The organism is Fructilactobacillus sp. YLN 2412, assembly GCF_059488745.1.
Map to the genome: position 1 here is coordinate 1,450,641 of NZ_CM183165.1, position 18,571 is coordinate 1,469,211.

Genomic DNA, 18,571 nt, shown 5'->3' on the forward strand with positions numbered 1-18,571 from the left:
AATAAGATGCTAATATAGCATCTTATTTTGTGAAAATTTTTTATCCTTAAAAATTAATAATAACTAATATATACAGATTCTAAGATTTCTGTTGCTTTCTTATGCCTCTAAAAGTATCAACAATAAAACTAAGAAAGAAAAATACAAGTATAAAAATTTTCCTTTCTAAAATAACTTTAGACATGAATGAAGGAACAACAAATGATATTAAAATACAAGCAATTAAAAAATACCAAACAGTTATAAAAGTTTTATTCCATGATTCTTTTATTATATCTTTCATAATTATTCTCCTATTAACTAACAATTCACGGTAATAGCAACGGAGTTATAAATGCTTCAAGTATAGCTGCTAAAAACAGTATTGGTAGAGCATAAATTAAATATATCTTCATAGAAGATATGAAAACTTCTTTAAAATAAACATTCTTTTTTCTTTTGTATATTTTCTGACAAATAGTCTTATTAATCCGAAACAAAGCAACACAGGTAATACAAAATCCCAATGCTTCAGGTATCCCATGTACAATTGTTCCCAATAAAACCATAAATAAGGTAAGCTTCTTAATTACAAATGGTAAATAGTAAATAAAACCAATCGAAAATGCTGTTAATGCATAGTCAATAAAATACAAAAATGGAATAGGTATAAATGCCATAATTAAACTTTGAAATGGTACTTTCACGCAGTTATTAATTGCGATATCAATAAATTTACCCATTTTTGAAGGATGCGAATGATATTTTTGATTTAAACCATAAAAGATTGATTTAAAATCAGGATGAAATAACAAAAGAGTCACAAAAGTTATTAAAATAATTGCTAAAAATGTAAAAATGAACTTGTTTAATAATTTAATATTTAGGGGATTATCTTTAACAAGCGAAGATAATCTTCTTTTTAGATACATTAATTTTCTCCCATTTTTTATTTAAAATAACTGGATCAATTACACTTCCAAAAATAAATAGCGCATAAATATTACAATCAAAATGATTTATTACTAAATATATACCACTATTCTATAGGCTGTTTTTTAATTGAAGAAAAGAACGCCTTTAATGGTTTAGCATCTGAATAATTAAAAATATTATTACAATAAACTTTTGCCGTAGCTAAATACATTACAAGCACCGCAATGATACTTATTCCTACCGCAATCCATCCCTCAACATATGAAGCAGCATAACTCGCTATCCGAATTGGCATGATTTCTTGAGACATAAAGGGAAGATAAGAAAATATTATTGAAAGAGAGTTATTAGGAGCATCCTGAGTTAAAAAACTAATAAAATAAGGAATTACCATCCCAGATGCAACAATCGTGGTGGCTTGCGAAATATCCTCCGATCTTGACACAAATGATGCTAACATTGTCGCCAATAAAACATACAGAAAGACAGAGCATAACATTAACATAACCGTAATGCAGACGTATTGAGAAGTAATTCCTTGAACTCTAAAAATAGCTATCCACTTCTGTTTTCCTAATAATGTTAGAATAATTTTCCCTATAATCACTAATCCTGCATAAATTGATAGTTGAAAAGTAATCAAATACAATATTCCTAACATTTTCCCTGCAAAATGTTCTTTTGGTGGAATAGCTGCCACAATACTTTCTAAAATATGGTCGCCTTTTTCACGTCCTATCTCAACTCCAGCAATGCTAATATAACTAGTCAATAATAAAAACACTAAGAAAGTTGCTCCTTCACTAAAAAGCTGAGTGCTAGAATAACCATTATATAGTGATTGTTCTTTTTTAGTACTTGAATTATAAGTAACATCCTTTAAATTAATATTTTTAAATAAATCTTTAACTTGAGCATTTGATAATCCTAATTTTTGTGCTGTCATCATTGAGTGCACTGAATTAACATCGGCTTGTAATTCTCTAATTGGCATTGATGCTTGAGAATGATTATTGTAAATAAACTTAGCGTTTTTAAAATCAGTTTTAATGTATAAAATGCCATCTATAGGACCATCAATCATTGATCTTTTAGCCATTTTAAAATCAGTTGTTTTAGCAATTTTATAATTTTTACTTTTTTTAGCCACTAAAGTTTGCTTGACACCTCGTGGAGCTACCACAGCGATAATTGGCTGCTTATCTTTATGCTGTTGTGCTACATATTGATTAAAAAAGAATACACCTACTAATAATAATATCGGTGCAATAATCATCCAATAATAAGTTGGTTTTGTTACCCGAGTTAGGAAAACGTTTTTAGCAACTACTAAAATTTTATGCATTCAGTCCACCAGCCTCTTTTTCAATTACGTTTTTAAAAATTTCATCCATACTAGGATTAAATAATCGATAGCCTGATAATTCAGGATTTGTTAGAGCTTTCTTCAATGCCTGACGTGCATTTCTTTCATTATTAAATATAATTTTATACCCAGGATAATCATGATTATAACTTAAAAAGCCATTCAAATTTTTGATTTCTGCTGGAGTATACCCTCCTTCAATATATAAATTAGTTTTGCCAAAGGAAGATTTAATGGAATATAAATCACCTTGAAGGACTGGATTACCATTCACTAATAAAATTAAATTGTCAGATAATCTTTCAACATTACGCATATCGTGTGATGAAAAAATAATTGCAGTTCCTTGTTCTTTAAGTTCTTGAATTGTAGTAATTAATATCTCGGTATTAATTGGATCCAACCCAGAAAATGGTTCATCCAAAATTAATAACTTTGGTTTATGGATAAAAGAGGCAATTAACTGGATCTTTTGTTGATTTCCTTTAGAAAGAGACTTTATTTTAGACTTTTTATCGCCTTTAACTGCTAATTTGTCTAACCAATAAGGCAATTCTTTTAAAACATCTTTTTTACTATAGCTATGTAGTTCAGCAAAATAAACAACTTGTTGCTGAATGGTCATGTCTGCATATAAACCACGTTCTTCTGGCATATATCCAATTCGATTCAAATCGTGATTAGATAATGTATGGCTTTCAAATTTAATGTCACCTTGATCAGGTTTCAAAAAATTCAAAATCATTTTAAACGTTGTGGATTTTCCAGCTCCATTTTGACCAATTAATCCTAAAGTTTGGCCTTTTCTCAATTCAAAAGATAAATTTTTTAATGCAGTAACGGTTGCAAAGGATTTTGTTATATTCCTAATCTCAAGCATTTTTAATTCTCCTTGAAGTTAGCAAAAATATAATTACCAACAATTTACTATTTTAGTATTTTTATCATAAAATATAATGACCATTAAATCAATGTTTTATTATAAAGTATATATATTTAATCTTTATTTGATGATATTATTATATTTAACAAATATTAAAATATGAAATGTTGTTAAATTCATTTAATTTTATGGAGGTTATAATTATGATTAAATCTAGAAGAATTAGAATCATAGTAATATTAATGTTTATTTTTGTGGATATTATTGGATTAATAAAAAATCCTTCTTTAATGCCTATGACACTGTATTTAATATCATTAGGAATATTTGTATTTTTATTAATTAAGGAACTTTACTTGAAATTCAAAGAATAATAATTTTCAAAAATTAATTTTGTATAGAAATTTTTTAGATTATTAAACTACTATAAGACAAAAAGGTCACTCATGAATTAAAACATGAGCGACCTTTTTAATTTTCTATTTAATTAATCCTGCTTAGGAAAACCATCGAAATCAACATTTGCATTATCAAATACATTCGTTTTTGTTCCAAAGTCAGAAGCTTCAGCAGCACCAAAGCCAGTATATAACAATGGATGAGCCAAATTTTGAATCTTAACTGCTTCAAGTGCCAAGCCTAAGTTATTAAAGTTCTTGGGTTTGAAACAACGAACCAATACATATACTTGCTGGTTAACTGCCAAAGCAGCAGGTTTACCGTCTACTTGTAAAACTTCATTGGCAGGCAAACCCGCTACAGGCGCGTCAGAGTTCGCACCATAAATGGTTGGTGCATATGGAACCTTTGAAATATAAGTGGCACGCGTATCATCATGAATGGCGCTATGATAAAAATGATTCTCAAGGTATTTTACTAATGTTTCATCTCCGCTAACCACTTTTGGATCAGATAAAGTAATCGTATAAGCTGGAGTATGATCCATACCAATCCGACTAACTACTTTTTCTACCAAGGAATTAAATTGTACAAATCCAGTTACAACTGCTTCTGAACCTGGCTTTACATTTGCTTCATTTAAAGAATCTACCATAATAAAAACTTCCTTCCCCGTTGCCATATATTATCTATCGCGCTCATTTTAACATTAAATTTATATTTTTTGACACAGTTTAGCTAAAAAGATGGTTAAAATCAATAGATCGGCTGAGCCGCCAAGACTTAAATTTTGTTTACCAAACTCCTGACACATTTTTTGTAGTTCCTGTAAATCCAATTTTCCGGTTGAATGTTTCACGTGTAACATTTTTTGGACTTGTTGATGAACTTGATCAACGATTGCAACGCTACCAGCCCGTTTAATCAGATTACTATCAATGTTATTAGCCACAATATTTAATAAAGCAGTGATAATTCGTTCATTTTCCGTTCCTGTACTGTTTAATAATGCTGGTAACCCAGCTTCAATTACCGTTTTGAAACCAGTTTCAGCTTCTCCACGAATACCCGTAGTACCATACTGCAGAAATTGTTTTTCACCAGCCGTTAACTCTGCTTTATTCTGAATTTGACTCAAATCATGCTTAACCAGTCCAGCTGTCATCTGCTGTTCTACCTGCATAATCTGTCCGAGTGTCACATGCCGCGTTTGAGAGGTTGCATAACCGACTGCTGTTACCATAATGCCTAACGCAAAAATTGCCCCTTTATGAGTATTTACATTATTAGTAACCTGATACATTACCTTTTCAGCTTTAATTCCCAAGGGACGAATTTTAGCAAACAATTCTGTCAAATCATTGCCAGCATATTCATGTCCTGCTGCAAAACACTGTTGTAAATATGGTTGCATCGTCGTTGCACTATCAATAAAATTAAAAACATTCATATCGACATGACCAGCATTGTCAATTGGATCAACCAAACCAGGTTTCGGATTGGTAACCACTTCATAAAGCATTGCTTGAATCGCTGCTAAAACTACTTCATGCTGTCGCCGTATCGCTATTGGTAACTCTAAAACATTATCCTTCATTGCTGAATTCCTCATTGTATACTTGATTAATATATGCTTGCAGTTCTGCAACCGAATGAGTTCGGTTACGTCCACATTCCTTGGCATCGCGGTTACAAATAAAGCATTTTCGACTCGGACAATTTAACTGTTTGCGTGAATAATGCGCATTTTCAGCATCCATCACATCAATATCAAAAAGACGCCCCAACAAAGTGTGGTCTTCAAACTCAGCCGCTAATTGTTTTACCTGCATCCCAGATAATTGAACTACATAAAAATTTTCCGGACCTGTCAACTGATTTTGCTGAATTATTTTTAGCAACTTTCCGTTAGCTTGTAAAATAGTTTCAATTTGATTAATGCCAGCTTTAAATAACTTTACAATCTTGTCATTCGTCTTAATCGGTCCTGGAATATTAAGTTTAACAGCAACCAACGTATCATTGGGATACTGCTGCAATAATTGTCGTTGCAGCTCCGCCCGCTGGTCTTTATTTTGCAAAACATCCGCAATCGTCTGCTCGCTGCCGTTTTTAAAAATATCAGCTTTCATTATTTACCTCTCAAAAAAAGCCCCTACCTCATTGCAAGATAGAAGCTTTTTTATTTTCTAATTAATCTTTAACTTGTTTAATAGTATCAATCACAGTACCATCACGATATTCAACAATACCAACTGTGTTATCTTCAAACTTCAATGGTTCTTCTTTACCAACGATTTTTTCAGCTTTTTCAGCTAATTCATCAATTGTGCAAAGATCAATTCCAGGAACATTCTTAAGTTGATCAATCAACTCAGGACGGTTAGGGTTAACGGCAATTCCGCGTTCCGTAACCAACACATCAATTGAAGCACCTGGAGTAACAGCAGTTCCAACGCTCTTAACTACTGAAGGAATCCGACCACGTACTAATGGTGCACAAATGATAGTTAACTTAGCAGTTCCGGCATCTTGGTGTCCACCAACAGCACCACGAATCATACCATCTGCACCAGTTAAGACGTTAACGTTGAAATCAGTATCAATTTCAAGCGCACTAAGGATTGCAACATCTAATTGGTCAACCATGGCACCTTTATTATCAGGATCAGCGTACCATGAAGCACTAATTTCTTGTTGGTTTTTATTATCTTTCATTGATTGAGCAGCGGCTTTATCAAAGTCTTGCACATCCATTAATTTATTAATTAAACCTTCTTCAAGCAAGTCCACCATTGGCTTAGTGATACCACCAAGACCAAATGAAGCATGAATGTTTTGTTCAATCATAGCTTTTCTTAAGTATCTAGTAACAGCTAGTGCAGCTCCACCAGAACCAGTTTGGAATGAAAATCCTTCTTTAAAGTAAGAAGAGTTGGTGATTACATCACTAACCAAGTTAGCAATTTTCAAGTTCTTAGGATCGGTAGTAAATCTAGTAGCACCAGAACCAATCTTGTCAGGATCTCCAACTTTATCAACTTCAACTACGTAATCAACCATTGTTTGGTTAATTGGAGCTGGAGTATTAGGGTAGTCAACTAAGTTATCAGTTAATAAAACTACTTTGTCGGCATAATTAGCATCCATTAAGGCATAACCTAATGAACCAAAGGCTTCTTCACCATACATTCCATTAGCGTTACCGCAACGATCAGCATTGGGAACACCTAAAAATGCAACATCAATCTTAATATCGCCTTCTTCAATAGCACGAGCACGGCCACCATGGGAACGGAAAATAACTGGATCTTTTAAGATTCCATGAGAAACTTCTTCTCCAAGTGAACCACGCATCCCAGAAGTAGTGATGTTCGTAACAGTACCATTTTTAATAGCTTCAATGGCAACATCATTCATCGCACCAGTTAAAGATGATGGTGCTAAAGTTAAGTTTTTAATTCCCAAGTCCATAATAATTTTCATAACTTGGTTAAAGACAAAGTCACCATTTCTAAAGTGGTGATGGAATGAAATTGTCATTCCGTCTTTGACATTATCCTGAACGATTTTTTTCAAATCATTGGTAACTTTATCATCACCATTAGAAACTCTAACCTTAGGAGCGGTTCTTTGTACAATTGGATGACCAATCACAGTAGTTTCAAAAGGTTTTAAGTTAAGTTTATCCATTAGAGTTTCAGGTAATACACGACCTAATTTATTTTCCAATGTAATGACCCTCCTTGTCTACGAGTCCTGATGCTTGAGCTAATTTCATAACACGTTCAGCACGCATTACAACTGGACGGTCAACCATTTGACCATTCATTGCAATAACACCTGAACCTGCTTGATGAGCTCTTTCGATAGCAGCAATTACGTTTTGAGCATTCTTAATTGCTTCTTTTGATGGTTCAAAAACTTTATCAATCACTGGAATTTGACGAGGATTAATAACTGACTTACCGTCATAACCCAATTCGTGAATGTATTCAGTTTCATCAATCAAACCTTGGGTATTGTCAACATCAGTGTAAACAGTATCAAAAGCAGCAATATTAGCAGCACGTGCAGCATTGATAATCATGTTACGAGCAAATTCTAATTCTTTACCATTAGGATAACGATGAGTTTGCATATCAGTAGTATAATCTTCAGCTGATAAAGCAACCCCAATCATCCGATCAGATGATTTTGCAATTTCTGGAACGTTTAAGACCCCTTCGGCACTTTCGATGGCAGCCATCAAATGAGTTGTACCAACAGGAATCCCAAATTCTTTTTCAGCTGCGACAACGAGGTTTTCCATTTCTTTAACCATGTCGGCGTTTTCAGTTTTAGGAATTCTGATAACATCAATTCCAGCTTTAACCATGGCTTTAACATCTGCTTCAAAGAAGTCGGTGTCTAGACCATTAGTTCTAACCACTAACTCGGCATCGCCATAATCAACAGTCGTTAATGCTTCATAAACTAAGTTTCTAGCAGAATCTTTTTCAGCAAGTGAAACTGAATCTTCCAAATCAAACATGATTGAGTCTGCACCATAAATACCGGCATCTTTAATCATACCAGCGTTATTACCAGGAACAAACATCATGGTTCTACGTAAACGATCTTTTTTAAAAGCCATTAGAGTGCCTCCCATGCTGGTTCTTCGCTATTTCCAAGTGCTCGTTGAATGGCAGTAACGGCACGCGCCTTAATTACACAATCCAAAGCTCCTTGATCAACAGCCTTAATATTTACATTATCTAATTGGAAATCACTAGCTACTTTTTTAATAGTAGCAATAATATCATCACCAAAACGTTCCTTAACGTCAGAAGTTAAATCGATGTTGACACCGTCAGTACCTTTACTAACAGTAATTTGAATATCTGATGATTCAAGAGTGCCATCCATGGCAGTTTTCTTAATTTCCATCAATTTTCATTCCTTTCTTAATCCGATCCTGTAGTTCGCCTAAATGATTTTCAATAAAATCGTAGGTGGAAGTTGGAACAATGTTCCTTATACTACTAATATTATCATTTTTTATTGCTAATCGAACAGTTCGTGCTGAAATAATGTCTCCGCTTCCATTTTCTTTTCGCGGAATTACCTCTACTTTAACTTCTGGAGGCAGAACATCTTTCAATACATCATTATAAACGTCTGTTGTTTTTGATTCAGGCTCAGTGCCTAAAAAACGAGTCGTAATATTAAGATTTTTTGCAATCCATTCCTTAAATACTAAAGCATCAATCGTCGTTTGATAAACTACTTTACTCTTATCCGATTTTAAGAAATAAGAAGGAAAAGTTGCATAACTAACTAAATAGTCGCCTCCAGATACTACTTCGACATTTTCTAAATCTTTTGTGCCCGCTTTGACTAATTCCAGTCGTTCTTTGGAATTAAACAAAGATTTGTCAGTACTTACCACAAAAACGTAGACATGTTTGCTACGTTTAGCGGCTGCTTCTACCAAGTAACGATGACCGAGTGTAAATGGATTTGCATTCATCACAATGGCAGAAATATCATCACCATTTAAATGTGGAATTGCAGCCAGGTAATCTTTGATATTATAGTTTCCGGTTTCTAAAAAGGCTGCATTTTCACTTTGGACGATTTCACTAAATCCGACATGTTGGAAACTTTTGGAATATTGAGGCTTCGTAAACACAAATACATGGAAAACACCCAATTGACCCAATCTAGTTAATAAGGTAGATACAACTTTATTGAAATAAACCCCATTACTAGTGTCTTTATGGCAAACTCCAATATACTTCAAAATGTTTTCCGAATAAGAACCAGTTCCAACTAACTTGTCACCCTCAAAGAGACCAATTGTCCCATCTAGCGGATCAACTTCTGCGCCGGAAAAATTAGCAATTCCTAATGATTCTAAAAAGTTTTTCCACTCTTCAAATTCATCTGGATTAGCTAAATTAATGTCTCTAATCTGTGCATCCATGCCTAATCACCTAACAATCTATTTTTTTAAATTGATGATTGAATCTGTAACAGTTTCAACGACACCTTTATCAAAAACTCCGGGAACAATTTCATCTGGAGTTGGATTAGGTATCATTCCAGCAAGAGCATCAGCAACTACTTCCTCAATGTGGAAAGTAACCTTTTTAATACCGCTCTCAAGCAATCCTTTGAATAATCCAGGGAAAACCAAGATGTTGTTAACTTGGTTAGGATACTTACTTGATCCAGTAGCAACAACTGCAGCACCAGCAGCTTTCGCCTTTTCAGGATCAATTTCTGGAACTGGGTTAGCTAAGGCGAAGATGATTGGATCTTTTGCCATCCGTTTTACTTGAGCTTCACTTAAAACGTCTGCTACTGAAAGACCAATGAAAACATCTTGTCCGTCAATAACTTCATCTAAAGTATCGCCTTTAGCACCTTTAAACTTCATTGCTAAGCCTGTTTGATATTCGTTGTAGTTAGAATCATAAGGTTTTACGGTTCCGTCAATATCAACTAAAGTTACATTTTCAAGCCCAGCTGCATACAATAATTTACCAGTTGCAATTCCTGAAGCTCCAGCTCCATTAATCAAAACTTTTAAATCTTTCAAATCTTTGTGAACTACTTTAGCAGCATTGATTAAGGCAGCTAAAATTACGATAGCAGTTCCTTCTTGATCATCGTGATAAACAGGAATATCAAGTTGTTCACTCAAAATGTCTTCAATTTTGAAACACTTTGGTGCGGCAATATCTTCCAAGTGAATCCCAGCAAAACTTTTTGAAACAGCTTTAATATTAGCGGCAATTTCTTCAGCATTCCCTTGATCAACAGCAACTGGAAGGGCATTAACATCTGCTAAATCTTTATATAACAATGCCTTCCCTTCTACAATTGGTAATCCAGCTGCTGGACCAATGTTTCCTAATCCTAAGACAGCAGATCCATCAGTTACTAATCCAACTAGTTTTCCACTCATCGTGTAAACATCTTTGAGTTCTGGATTTTTTTCGATTGCTTTAGCTACTTTAGCAACTCCTGGGGTATAAGCCAATCCCAGTTCGGTTTTGTTATCAACTGGAAATTCACTTTCAATTCCAAGGACACCGGTATGTTTCTTATGAATTTCAAAAACATTTTCTTCGGCCATCATAATCCCTCCATTATCTTGTAATCGCTTTATTCAATACTCTGTTATTATACTCACTTTATAGTGCCTTTTTCAAAGACAATCGATTAAAGTTTTTCCAAAAAATTAAGTAATACTCGATTGAATTCTTGCGGCTGCTCTGCCATAACCAAATGACCAGCATTATCAACGACTTCTACAGATACTTGCTTTGACATTTTAGCAGTAACCGTCCCAAATTCAGGGTTAAAATAAGGTGAATTTTTGCCACAAATAATCAATAATGGGCAACTTAAGTGTAAGATAATATCACGCCAATCCTGGGTAGCATGATCGATTAATAAAGGATAATTCAACTCTGCATCATATGGATATTCCTGTTTTAAAGCTTGTAATTTAGCAAATAATTGATTGTCAAAATTTTTATGTGTCACTTTTCCAAAAGGAAATTTGAGTACCTCGTGAAAATCATCCCAGCTAATATCTTTAAACCCAAATTTCCAAGTGTCGTCATTAATCATCTTTGGACTTTGATCAACATCAATAATGGCCTTAATATGTTGATCCCCATATAGGGAAACATAAGCAAACATGGTAGCAGCTCCCATGGAATTTCCCATTAAGATTGGATTTTTTAAAGTCAATTTTTCAATTAATTCTCGTAAATCCTGAGCATGACGAGACATCCGCAATCCTTTACTAGTACGCTCCGATTGGCCCTGATTTCGTGCATCCATATTAATCACGCGATAATGATGACTAACCAGCATCTCAATAGTTGCTTCCCAGTATTCTTTATAAGCTCCGATGCCTGATAAAATTACGATTGGCTGATCATCAGGTTTACCAAAATCATCATAGACAAGCTCAACTCCATCATTTGTATAAAACTTCATATAATAATTCTCCTCCAGCTAAAAGATTTGTTTAATCACATTCATAGTTTTGAAATAAACTTGTTGCGATGCTTTTTCAATGTATTGTGCATCACGTGCTCGAAAATCAAAGGTATAAAATTGCAATGCATTTACATATCCATCAATCCGCTTCCCTCCGACCTTAATCGAAGTAATTTGGTTCTTACGCGTATGCGTGATTGGCGAAACAGCAACTAATCCTGTCTTTTTGCTGTAATCCTGATTACTTAGTACTAATGCTGGACGGCGTTTTTTGATTTCTATGCCGCTTTGCGGATCAAAATCAAGGTACATCAAATCCTTTTTATCAGGAATATATTCTTTAGTCATCTAATTTTTCCCTTCCAATTAACCCACCAATATCAACTTCAGTTTGTGCAAAGTCAATATCATCATAAGCAGGGTCGGAAAAAATATCTCTATGAACGGGGGTAAAAATAATATCACCCTCATTGGTTTGTGAAACATAAAATTCACCATTTGGATCGATGCGAATCTCGCTAGTAACAGGTAATTCAATTTGATCACCATGTTTAGTTGCTCTTACAATTTTTTTAGTCATAATTTCCTCCATAAACTCATTATAATATAAAAAAATCGTGTAATGTTTCTACACGATTTTTTTGAATACTATTTAGTTTTTGCAATCTTACCTTGTTGAATATAAACTCCTAAAATTGCAATGTCAGATGGATTAACTCCGCTAATTCGCGAAGCTTGGGCAATGGTTTGCGGCTGAATTTCTTTTAATTTTTGTTTTCCTTCAGTCGCAATTCCGTCAATCGCATCATAATCAATATTTTCTGGAATCTTCTTAGATTCCATCCGTTTCATTTTTGCAACTTTGGCTTCTTCTTTTTTAATGTAGCCGGCATATTTTACCCGAATTGAAACTTGTTCAATCACGCGTGGATCCAACTTATTTTCAGTTGCCGGAATAAATTCTAGCAATTTGTCATAATCAACATAGGGCCGACGTAAAAATTGAGCTGCCAAAATACCATCTTGCAACGGTTTATCTCCATGTGATTCAACAAACTGATTAATCTTATCGCTTGGCTTAATTCGCAAGTTTTCCAAACGCGTAATTTCGTTTTCAATTGATTGACGCTTCTTTTCAAATTCAGCATATCGTTCATCCGAAATCAATCCAATTTCATGACCAATTGGGGTTAAACGCATATCAGCATTATCATTTCTTAATAACAACCGATATTCCGCCCGACTAGTCAAAAGTCGGTATGGTTCGTTAGTTCCTTTGGTAACCAAATCATCCAACAATACACCGATATAAGCATCTGAACGTTTTAAAATTACTGGATCTTTATGTTGCACTTTCCGTGCAGCATTAATTCCAGCAATCAGTCCTTGTCCAGCAGCCTCTTCATAACCTGATGTTCCATTCGTTTGCCCGGCAGTAAAGAGTCCTTCTACTATTTTGCTTTCCATGCTGGGTTTCATTTGTTGCGGTGGAATAATGTCATACTCAATAGCATAACCCGGACGCATCATCTGCGCATTTTCCAACCCTTTAACTGAATGCAGCATTTCCTGTTGAATTTCTTCTGGCATTGAATTAGACATTCCATCAACGTACCATTCATCATTTCCTCTTCCTTCAGGTTCTAGGAACACTTGATGACGATCTTTGTCTGCAAAACGCACTACTTTATCTTCTAGAGAAGGACAATAACGAGGCCCAATTCCATCAATAATACCATTAAACAATGGTGACCGATCTAGATTATCTCGAATTAAACTATGTGTTTTCGGATTAGTATACGTCAACCAACAAGAAACTTGATCACTCAATGATAAATAATCACTATATGGCGTAGTGTAACTGAAATGACGAGGTTGTGCATCGCCTGGTTGTTCCTCAGTTTCTGCATAATTAATCGTATTTCCATTAATTCGTGGTGGTGTTCCGGTTTTAAATCGTTCTAAATTAAATCCCTTTTTCTCCAAGTTTTTTGATAATTTGATGGAGGGAAGCGAGTTGTTAGGGCCAGATGAATAACGCAATTCACCAATATAAATTTGCCCTCGGGCAGAAGTTCCCGTTGCCATTACAACTGTTTTAGAATGATAAGTGGCACCAGTATTAGTCACTACTCCTTCTATCTTGTGATTTTTAACTAATAAATCATCCACGATAGCTTGACGCAAATCCAAATTAGGTTCTTTTTCAATTGTGTTTTTCATTTCCTGATGATAAGCATGTTTATCGGCTTGAGCTCGTAATGCTTGTACTGCCGGACCTTTTCCAGTATTTAACATTCTCATTTGAATATAAGTTTTGTCGATATTTTTACCCATTTCACCACCCAGGGCATCAATTTCTCGAACAACCGTTCCTTTTGCAGGACCTCCAACCGATGGATTACATGGCATAAATGCAACCATTTCCAAACTAATCGTTAATAACAACGTTTTTTGTCCCATCCGTGCTGCTGCAAGAGCGGCTTCGGATCCAGCATGACCTGCACCAACCACAATTACATCGTAGTCGCCAGCATCATAGGTATGCTTAACCTCGGTTTCTTTTAATACATCATTTTTATTTTCAGTCATTTTTCCTCCAAATGTTTCATGTGAAACAATTGTTATTTTCCAATACAGAATTTTTCAAACAGCTGATCCATTAATTCATCATCGTAACTATCCCCAGTAATTTCACCCAAATAATCCCAAGCACTATGAAGATCGATTTGCACAATATCAACTGGCAGACCATTTTCAATACCATCAATCACCGTCTGTACGGAATCCAACGCCTGTTGCAACAAACTAGTGTGTCGTGCATTCGTAACCATCACGTCGTTTTGGGTACTCGCAATTCCTTTCGTGAAAAATAACTCAGAAATTGTATTTTCTAGCGATTTAGTTCCATTTTCAGCAATTGCCGAAGTTTTAATAATCTCGCTAGCTCCATAATTTTGTTTTAATTCAGTGATATCTAAATGTTCATCTAAATCCGTCTTGTTTAATAAAATAATTCGTTTGTTATCTTGAGTTAATTCCAATAACTCACGATCTTCATCAGTTAATGGCTCATTGGCATTTAAAACTAACAAAACTAAATCAGCTTGTTTGATTGCATCACGAGAACGACCAACTCCGATTTTTTCAACTTTATCTTCGGTATTACGAATCCCAGCAGTATCAACTAAATGAAGCGGAACCCCTGCAACATTGACATATTCATCCAGTACATCGCGAGTTGTACCTGGAACATCCGTTACAATTGCTTTTTCTTCATGTAATAAGCGGTTCAACAAACTAGATTTTCCAACATTAGGACGACCAACAATTGCCGTATTAAGACCGTCACGCAGGACTTTTCCCTGCTGAGCTGTATCTAATAAATGATTAATGTCAGTTTTGATTTCTTGTGCTTCATCCAACATCAGCTTCGACGTTACTTCTTCAGCACCATCATATTCTGGATAATCAATATTAACTTCGACATTAGCTAACACATCAACAATTTTTTGTCGTAATTTTTTGATTACAGCCGATAAATTGCCGTCCAATTGATTTAAAGCGGCTTTGCGAGCTTCATCAGTTTTCGCATCAATTAAATCCATCACCGCTTCTGACTGTGATAAATCAATACGACCATTTAAAAAAGCCCTTTTGGTAAACTCACCAGGTTCAGCCATTCGTGCACCATTTCGTAACACAATTTGCAACACTTTATTGGTCACTTGAATCCCACCATGACAGTTAATTTCAATAATATCTTCTTTGGTATAAGTTTTAGGAGCACGCATTACCGATACCATCACTTCATCAACTTCGCTGTTATCATTTGAGGGATCGATAATATGTCCATAATTGATGGTATCAGTCGGAACTTGTGCAAGTTGTTTCCCACGATAAATTTTTTGTGCAATCTTTAGCGCATCGTTGCCGCTAATTCTCACAATTGAAATTCCACCAACCCCTGCTGGAGTTGAAACTGCTGCAATTGTGTCGTAATCAGTCGTTATTAATGTCATCTTTTTACCCCTTTCTTAATTTGATTAATCGCATAAAAAAAGTACCTACCCCACGTATCTTTCAATACAGGGACAAAGTACTTTCACTACTTTATCTATTCAGTTACTTTCATTGTTTTCATAATATGATGAAAGGTTACCTTTGTCAATTGAAACTACCGCGGTGCAATCACAACTTCCCGATTTGGTTCAGTTCCAACTGAATAAGTAATCAAATCCTCATAATCTTCCATTGCGGCATGAATTTGCTTGCGTTCAAAAGCAGGCATTGAATCAAGATGGACTGGTTGGTTGGTAACTTCGACATCACGTGCCGTCTTGCGTGTTAAATCAGCTAAGATTTTACGCCGTCTTTCTCGATAATTAGCAGTATCTAAAACAACCTCGACGTAATTAACGCCGTGATTATTTAAATAAAATTCGCATAATTGTTGTAAAGAGTTGATAGTGCGTCCATGTCGTCCAATTAACAACCCTTCCTTATTAGTCTCGCAGTTAATATAAACATGCTTGTTGTTAGGCATATCCACTTGAAGGGTTGCATCGATTCCCATTTGTTCCAAGACCGCTTGCAAATATTTAGCTAGGTCTTTGACTACTGCAAAATTACGTTCAAAGCGGTCTTCACTAGACATTTCATTTGGTTTTGAGCTATTACTAGCCTTTGGTTTACTTAAAGTTTTTTTTGTTTTAGTTAAATTGGTTTTAGGGGCTGATTTGGCTTCTTTTGTAGCTGCTTTATCTGACTTTGAAGTTGTCTGTTCACTTGTTTTTGCAATTACTGGCTTTTTACTGATTTCAACGATTGCCGGCTTTTTAAAGAACCCGAAAAATCCTTTACTTGGTTGTTTAATCACGTTAATTTCAGCTTCATTACGGGTAATGTTTAATTGTTTTAGTCCATTTTCAATGGCGGTTTCTAGAGTTGCGCCTTCATATTTTGGCATAATTTAATTCTCCTAGTTAATTACTAACCTAATTAGCATAGCACAAAATAAGACTGACAATAAAGGCTTTTAGGCTACTTATAACATTAAATTTTCCCAAAGAAAAAAGTCGCCAGTAAAATACTGACGACTTTTTAAATTGATTTCTAAATTAATGTTTACGATGACTCTTTTTAGCACGACGAATAGCCTTTTCAACTGCTCTTTCATGTTCTTTTTTAGCACGTAATTTTTCTTCTCGTTCGCGTTTCATCTTCCAAGGATTCTGAATAACCAATGTTTGTACTACTTGGAATGCATTAGTAACCACCCAATATAGTGACAAAGCTGATGGAACATTTAAAGCAGTAAAGAAAATTACGATTGGCATAAAGACCGTCATCATCATTGCCATCCCATTTGTTTCTGGTTGAGATTTCATCGATAACCATGAACTAAAGAAAGTAAATAGCGCTGCTAGAATTGGCAAAACGAAGTACGGATCACGACTACCAAGTTGTAGCCATAAGAAATGACCGGTCTTCAATGCCGGTGTCCGCCAAATGGCCTGATACAAAGCAAAAATGATAGGCAATTGCACAATCATAGGTAGCAAACTTGCAAATGGATGCACTCCGGCTTCCTTGTACAACTTTTTCTGTTCGGCTTGCAGTTTCATCATTGTATCAGTATCTCTTGATGAGTATTTCTTTTGCAGAGCCTTTAATTGCGGCTGAATCTCAGTCGTTTTCTTCATGCTCTTAGTTTGATAAATCATCAAAGGCAAAATAATAATTCTTACAATAATGGTAAATATAATAATTCCAATTCCATAATTATTATCAAATGCTTTTGAGAGCCAAATAATTGCACGAGAAAAGTTATAAACGATTAAGCCATCCCAAATACCAGTACTATGGCTGGTAATAGGTGCATTACTACATGCTGTCAAAACGAATACCAAACTGACAGCCATGAGTGCAGTGGCAATTTTTTTAAACTTTTTCACTTTTATTCCTCACTATAATCTGAATCTAACAACTTAGCTAGTTTTAAAACATGAATCAAACTAGCTTTTACTTCTTTCATTGATAAACCATCAGCACGAGGTCTAGCAATCACTAAAATATCAACATCTTGTCTTAAATTCGGTTTTAATTCCGTCATAGACTGTCTAATCCGTCGTTTTACCCAATTACGATGAACTGCATTTCCAATTTTTTTACCAACAGAAACACCAATCCGAAAATGAGGCTGATCAGGTTTCTCCATTTTGTAGATCACAAATTGGCGATTAGCGACCGAATCATGCTTTTCAAAAACTTGTTGAAATTCAGCTTCTTTTTTAATCCGATAAGACTTTCTCATTATTACATTACTCTCCAAATGCACACATTTGCATAATAAAAAAGGCCACCGAATGGTCAGTGGTCTATGCAGACAATACTTTTCTACCTTTTTGACGGCGACGAGCTAATACTTTACGTCCGCCTTTAGTTTGCATACGTGCACGGAAACCATGGACACGGTTACGGTGACGTTTCTTTGGTTGGTAAGTTCTCTTCATTACGAGCCCTCCTTAATATTTTAGATTAATCTTTTTAATCGATTTTATAATACTTCAATGGTATTTCTTTCTAATAATATCACAAAACAGTCTAAGAGCAAATAGCAAATTTTAATAACAAAAGTAACTATCTGTGGATTATAAAAAAGTTTCATGAAGATAAGTTGTGAATTACTGTGGATAACCCTAAAAGAAAATAACAGACTTTTAACCAGTTTATACACAAGATAACAACATGTAATTATTTTTATCCACAGCCTGTTAATAAGTGATAATAATTCGTGTAATCCCCGGCGTTACGCTGAAAAATTATCCACAAATTTTGTTAACATCTAAATACATTAAGCAAAACTAAAAGTTATTAACAAGCATGTTGATAACTTTTTAACTGCCTGTGAAACATTTATACACAGGTTGCTTTTGCTTGTGGAAAACTTAATTCTTAAATGCTAAAATATTGCTATGTTTTAAGTAGGAGGTTCGTATCTC

Annotated in this window: 22 protein-coding genes; 1 reads left to right on the top strand and 21 read right to left on the bottom strand. The window is 34.7% G+C overall.

Annotated elements, in window-relative coordinates; translation table 11 throughout:
• Window positions 1-79: 79 nt before the first annotated feature.
• The 4 genes from AC0GLR_RS07230 to AC0GLR_RS07245 all read right to left on the bottom strand — a co-directional run bounded on the left by AC0GLR_RS07230 (window position 80) and on the right by AC0GLR_RS07245 (window position 3,161).
• Window positions 80-283 carry a hypothetical protein gene (locus AC0GLR_RS07230; protein WP_495604774.1) on the bottom strand — a complete coding sequence of 68 codons (204 nt, stop codon included), beginning with the start codon at window positions 281-283 and terminating at the stop codon, window positions 80-82.
• Between the two features lie 25 nt (window positions 284-308).
• Window positions 309-911 carry a stage II sporulation protein M gene (locus tag AC0GLR_RS07235; RefSeq protein WP_495604775.1) on the bottom strand — a complete coding sequence of 201 codons (603 nt, stop codon included), beginning with the start codon at window positions 909-911 and terminating at the stop codon, window positions 309-311.
• Window positions 912-1,018: 107 nt separating this feature from the next.
• Window positions 1,019-2,260 (bottom strand): ABC transporter permease, encoded by a 1,242-nt coding sequence (locus tag AC0GLR_RS07240; RefSeq protein WP_495604776.1) that lies wholly within the window; start codon window positions 2,258-2,260, stop codon window positions 1,019-1,021.
• Window positions 2,253-3,161, bottom strand: coding sequence for an ABC transporter ATP-binding protein (locus AC0GLR_RS07245; RefSeq protein ID WP_495604777.1), 909 nt, complete (start codon window positions 3,159-3,161; stop codon window positions 2,253-2,255). The genes AC0GLR_RS07240 and AC0GLR_RS07245 overlap by 8 nt, the downstream gene beginning before the upstream one ends.
• A gap of 206 nt (window positions 3,162-3,367) precedes the next feature.
• Between AC0GLR_RS07245 and AC0GLR_RS07250 the strand changes: the two genes are divergently transcribed.
• Window positions 3,368-3,538 carry a hypothetical protein gene (locus AC0GLR_RS07250; protein WP_495604778.1) on the top strand — a complete coding sequence of 57 codons (171 nt, stop codon included), beginning with the start codon at window positions 3,368-3,370 and terminating at the stop codon, window positions 3,536-3,538.
• 113 nt (window positions 3,539-3,651) lie between these two features.
• Here the strand turns inward: AC0GLR_RS07250 and AC0GLR_RS07255 are convergent, their stop codons facing one another.
• From AC0GLR_RS07255 to rpmH, 17 genes are all read right to left on the bottom strand, one after another.
• The gene (locus AC0GLR_RS07255; RefSeq protein ID WP_495604779.1) at window positions 3,652-4,218 is read right to left on the bottom strand and encodes a hypothetical protein; all 567 of its coding nucleotides are present in this window, start codon (window positions 4,216-4,218) and stop codon (window positions 3,652-3,654) included.
• A gap of 60 nt (window positions 4,219-4,278) precedes the next feature.
• Window positions 4,279-5,160, bottom strand: coding sequence for a triphosphoribosyl-dephospho-CoA synthase CitG (gene citG, locus AC0GLR_RS07260; RefSeq protein WP_495604780.1), 882 nt, complete (start codon window positions 5,158-5,160; stop codon window positions 4,279-4,281).
• On the bottom strand, window positions 5,150-5,695 hold the full coding sequence (citX, locus tag AC0GLR_RS07265) for a citrate lyase holo-[acyl-carrier protein] synthase (protein ID WP_495604781.1): 546 nt from the start codon (window positions 5,693-5,695) through the stop codon (window positions 5,150-5,152). The genes citG and citX overlap by 11 nt, the downstream gene beginning before the upstream one ends.
• A gap of 61 nt (window positions 5,696-5,756) precedes the next feature.
• Window positions 5,757-7,295, bottom strand: coding sequence for a citrate lyase subunit alpha (gene citF / locus AC0GLR_RS07270; RefSeq protein ID WP_495604782.1), 1,539 nt, complete (start codon window positions 7,293-7,295; stop codon window positions 5,757-5,759).
• The gene (gene citE, locus AC0GLR_RS07275) at window positions 7,285-8,199 is read right to left on the bottom strand and encodes a citrate (pro-3S)-lyase subunit beta (RefSeq protein WP_495604783.1); all 915 of its coding nucleotides are present in this window, start codon (window positions 8,197-8,199) and stop codon (window positions 7,285-7,287) included. The genes citF and citE overlap by 11 nt, the downstream gene beginning before the upstream one ends.
• Window positions 8,199-8,492 carry a citrate lyase acyl carrier protein gene (gene citD, locus AC0GLR_RS07280; protein WP_495604784.1) on the bottom strand — a complete coding sequence of 98 codons (294 nt, stop codon included), beginning with the start codon at window positions 8,490-8,492 and terminating at the stop codon, window positions 8,199-8,201. Before citD ends, citE begins: the two co-directional genes overlap by 1 nt.
• Window positions 8,482-9,531, bottom strand: coding sequence for a [citrate (pro-3S)-lyase] ligase (gene citC, locus AC0GLR_RS07285; protein WP_495604785.1), 1,050 nt, complete (start codon window positions 9,529-9,531; stop codon window positions 8,482-8,484). Before citC ends, citD begins: the two co-directional genes overlap by 11 nt.
• An 18-nt stretch (window positions 9,532-9,549) precedes the next feature.
• Window positions 9,550-10,689 (bottom strand): NAD(P)-dependent malic enzyme, encoded by a 1,140-nt coding sequence (locus tag AC0GLR_RS07290; protein ID WP_495604786.1) that lies wholly within the window; start codon window positions 10,687-10,689, stop codon window positions 9,550-9,552.
• An 86-nt stretch (window positions 10,690-10,775) separates the two neighbouring features.
• Window positions 10,776-11,564: an alpha/beta fold hydrolase gene (locus AC0GLR_RS07295; protein ID WP_495604787.1), complete on the bottom strand. Its 789-nt coding sequence runs from the start codon at window positions 11,562-11,564 to the stop codon at window positions 10,776-10,778.
• 18 nt (window positions 11,565-11,582) lie between these two features.
• The gene (locus tag AC0GLR_RS07300; protein ID WP_495604788.1) at window positions 11,583-11,915 is read right to left on the bottom strand and encodes a type II toxin-antitoxin system PemK/MazF family toxin; all 333 of its coding nucleotides are present in this window, start codon (window positions 11,913-11,915) and stop codon (window positions 11,583-11,585) included.
• Window positions 11,908-12,147, bottom strand: a complete 240-nt coding sequence (locus AC0GLR_RS07305; protein WP_495604789.1) for an AbrB family toxin-antitoxin system antitoxin — start codon at window positions 12,145-12,147, stop codon at window positions 11,908-11,910. Before AC0GLR_RS07305 ends, AC0GLR_RS07300 begins: the two co-directional genes overlap by 8 nt.
• Before the next feature lie 68 nt (window positions 12,148-12,215).
• Complete coding sequence (gene mnmG / locus AC0GLR_RS07310; RefSeq protein ID WP_495604790.1) at window positions 12,216-14,159, bottom strand: tRNA uridine-5-carboxymethylaminomethyl(34) synthesis enzyme MnmG; 1,944 nt, start codon at window positions 14,157-14,159, stop codon at window positions 12,216-12,218.
• A gap of 32 nt (window positions 14,160-14,191) precedes the next feature.
• Window positions 14,192-15,589, bottom strand: a complete 1,398-nt coding sequence (mnmE, locus tag AC0GLR_RS07315) for a tRNA uridine-5-carboxymethylaminomethyl(34) synthesis GTPase MnmE (protein WP_495604791.1) — start codon at window positions 15,587-15,589, stop codon at window positions 14,192-14,194.
• A gap of 155 nt (window positions 15,590-15,744) precedes the next feature.
• A complete protein-coding gene (jag, locus tag AC0GLR_RS07320) occupies window positions 15,745-16,536 on the bottom strand; it encodes an RNA-binding cell elongation regulator Jag/EloR (protein WP_495604792.1) in 792 nt (263 codons plus the stop codon).
• Between the two features lie 151 nt (window positions 16,537-16,687).
• A complete protein-coding gene (locus tag AC0GLR_RS07325; protein ID WP_495604793.1) occupies window positions 16,688-17,524 on the bottom strand; it encodes a YidC/Oxa1 family membrane protein insertase in 837 nt (278 codons plus the stop codon).
• 2 nt (window positions 17,525-17,526) lie between these two features.
• Entirely contained in the window at window positions 17,527-17,883 is a 357-nt protein-coding gene (rnpA, locus tag AC0GLR_RS07330) for a ribonuclease P protein component (protein ID WP_495604794.1), read from the bottom strand.
• Between the two features lie 64 nt (window positions 17,884-17,947).
• Complete coding sequence (rpmH, locus tag AC0GLR_RS07335; protein ID WP_014082553.1) at window positions 17,948-18,082, bottom strand: 50S ribosomal protein L34; 135 nt, start codon at window positions 18,080-18,082, stop codon at window positions 17,948-17,950.
• Window positions 18,083-18,571 lie beyond the last annotated feature (489 nt).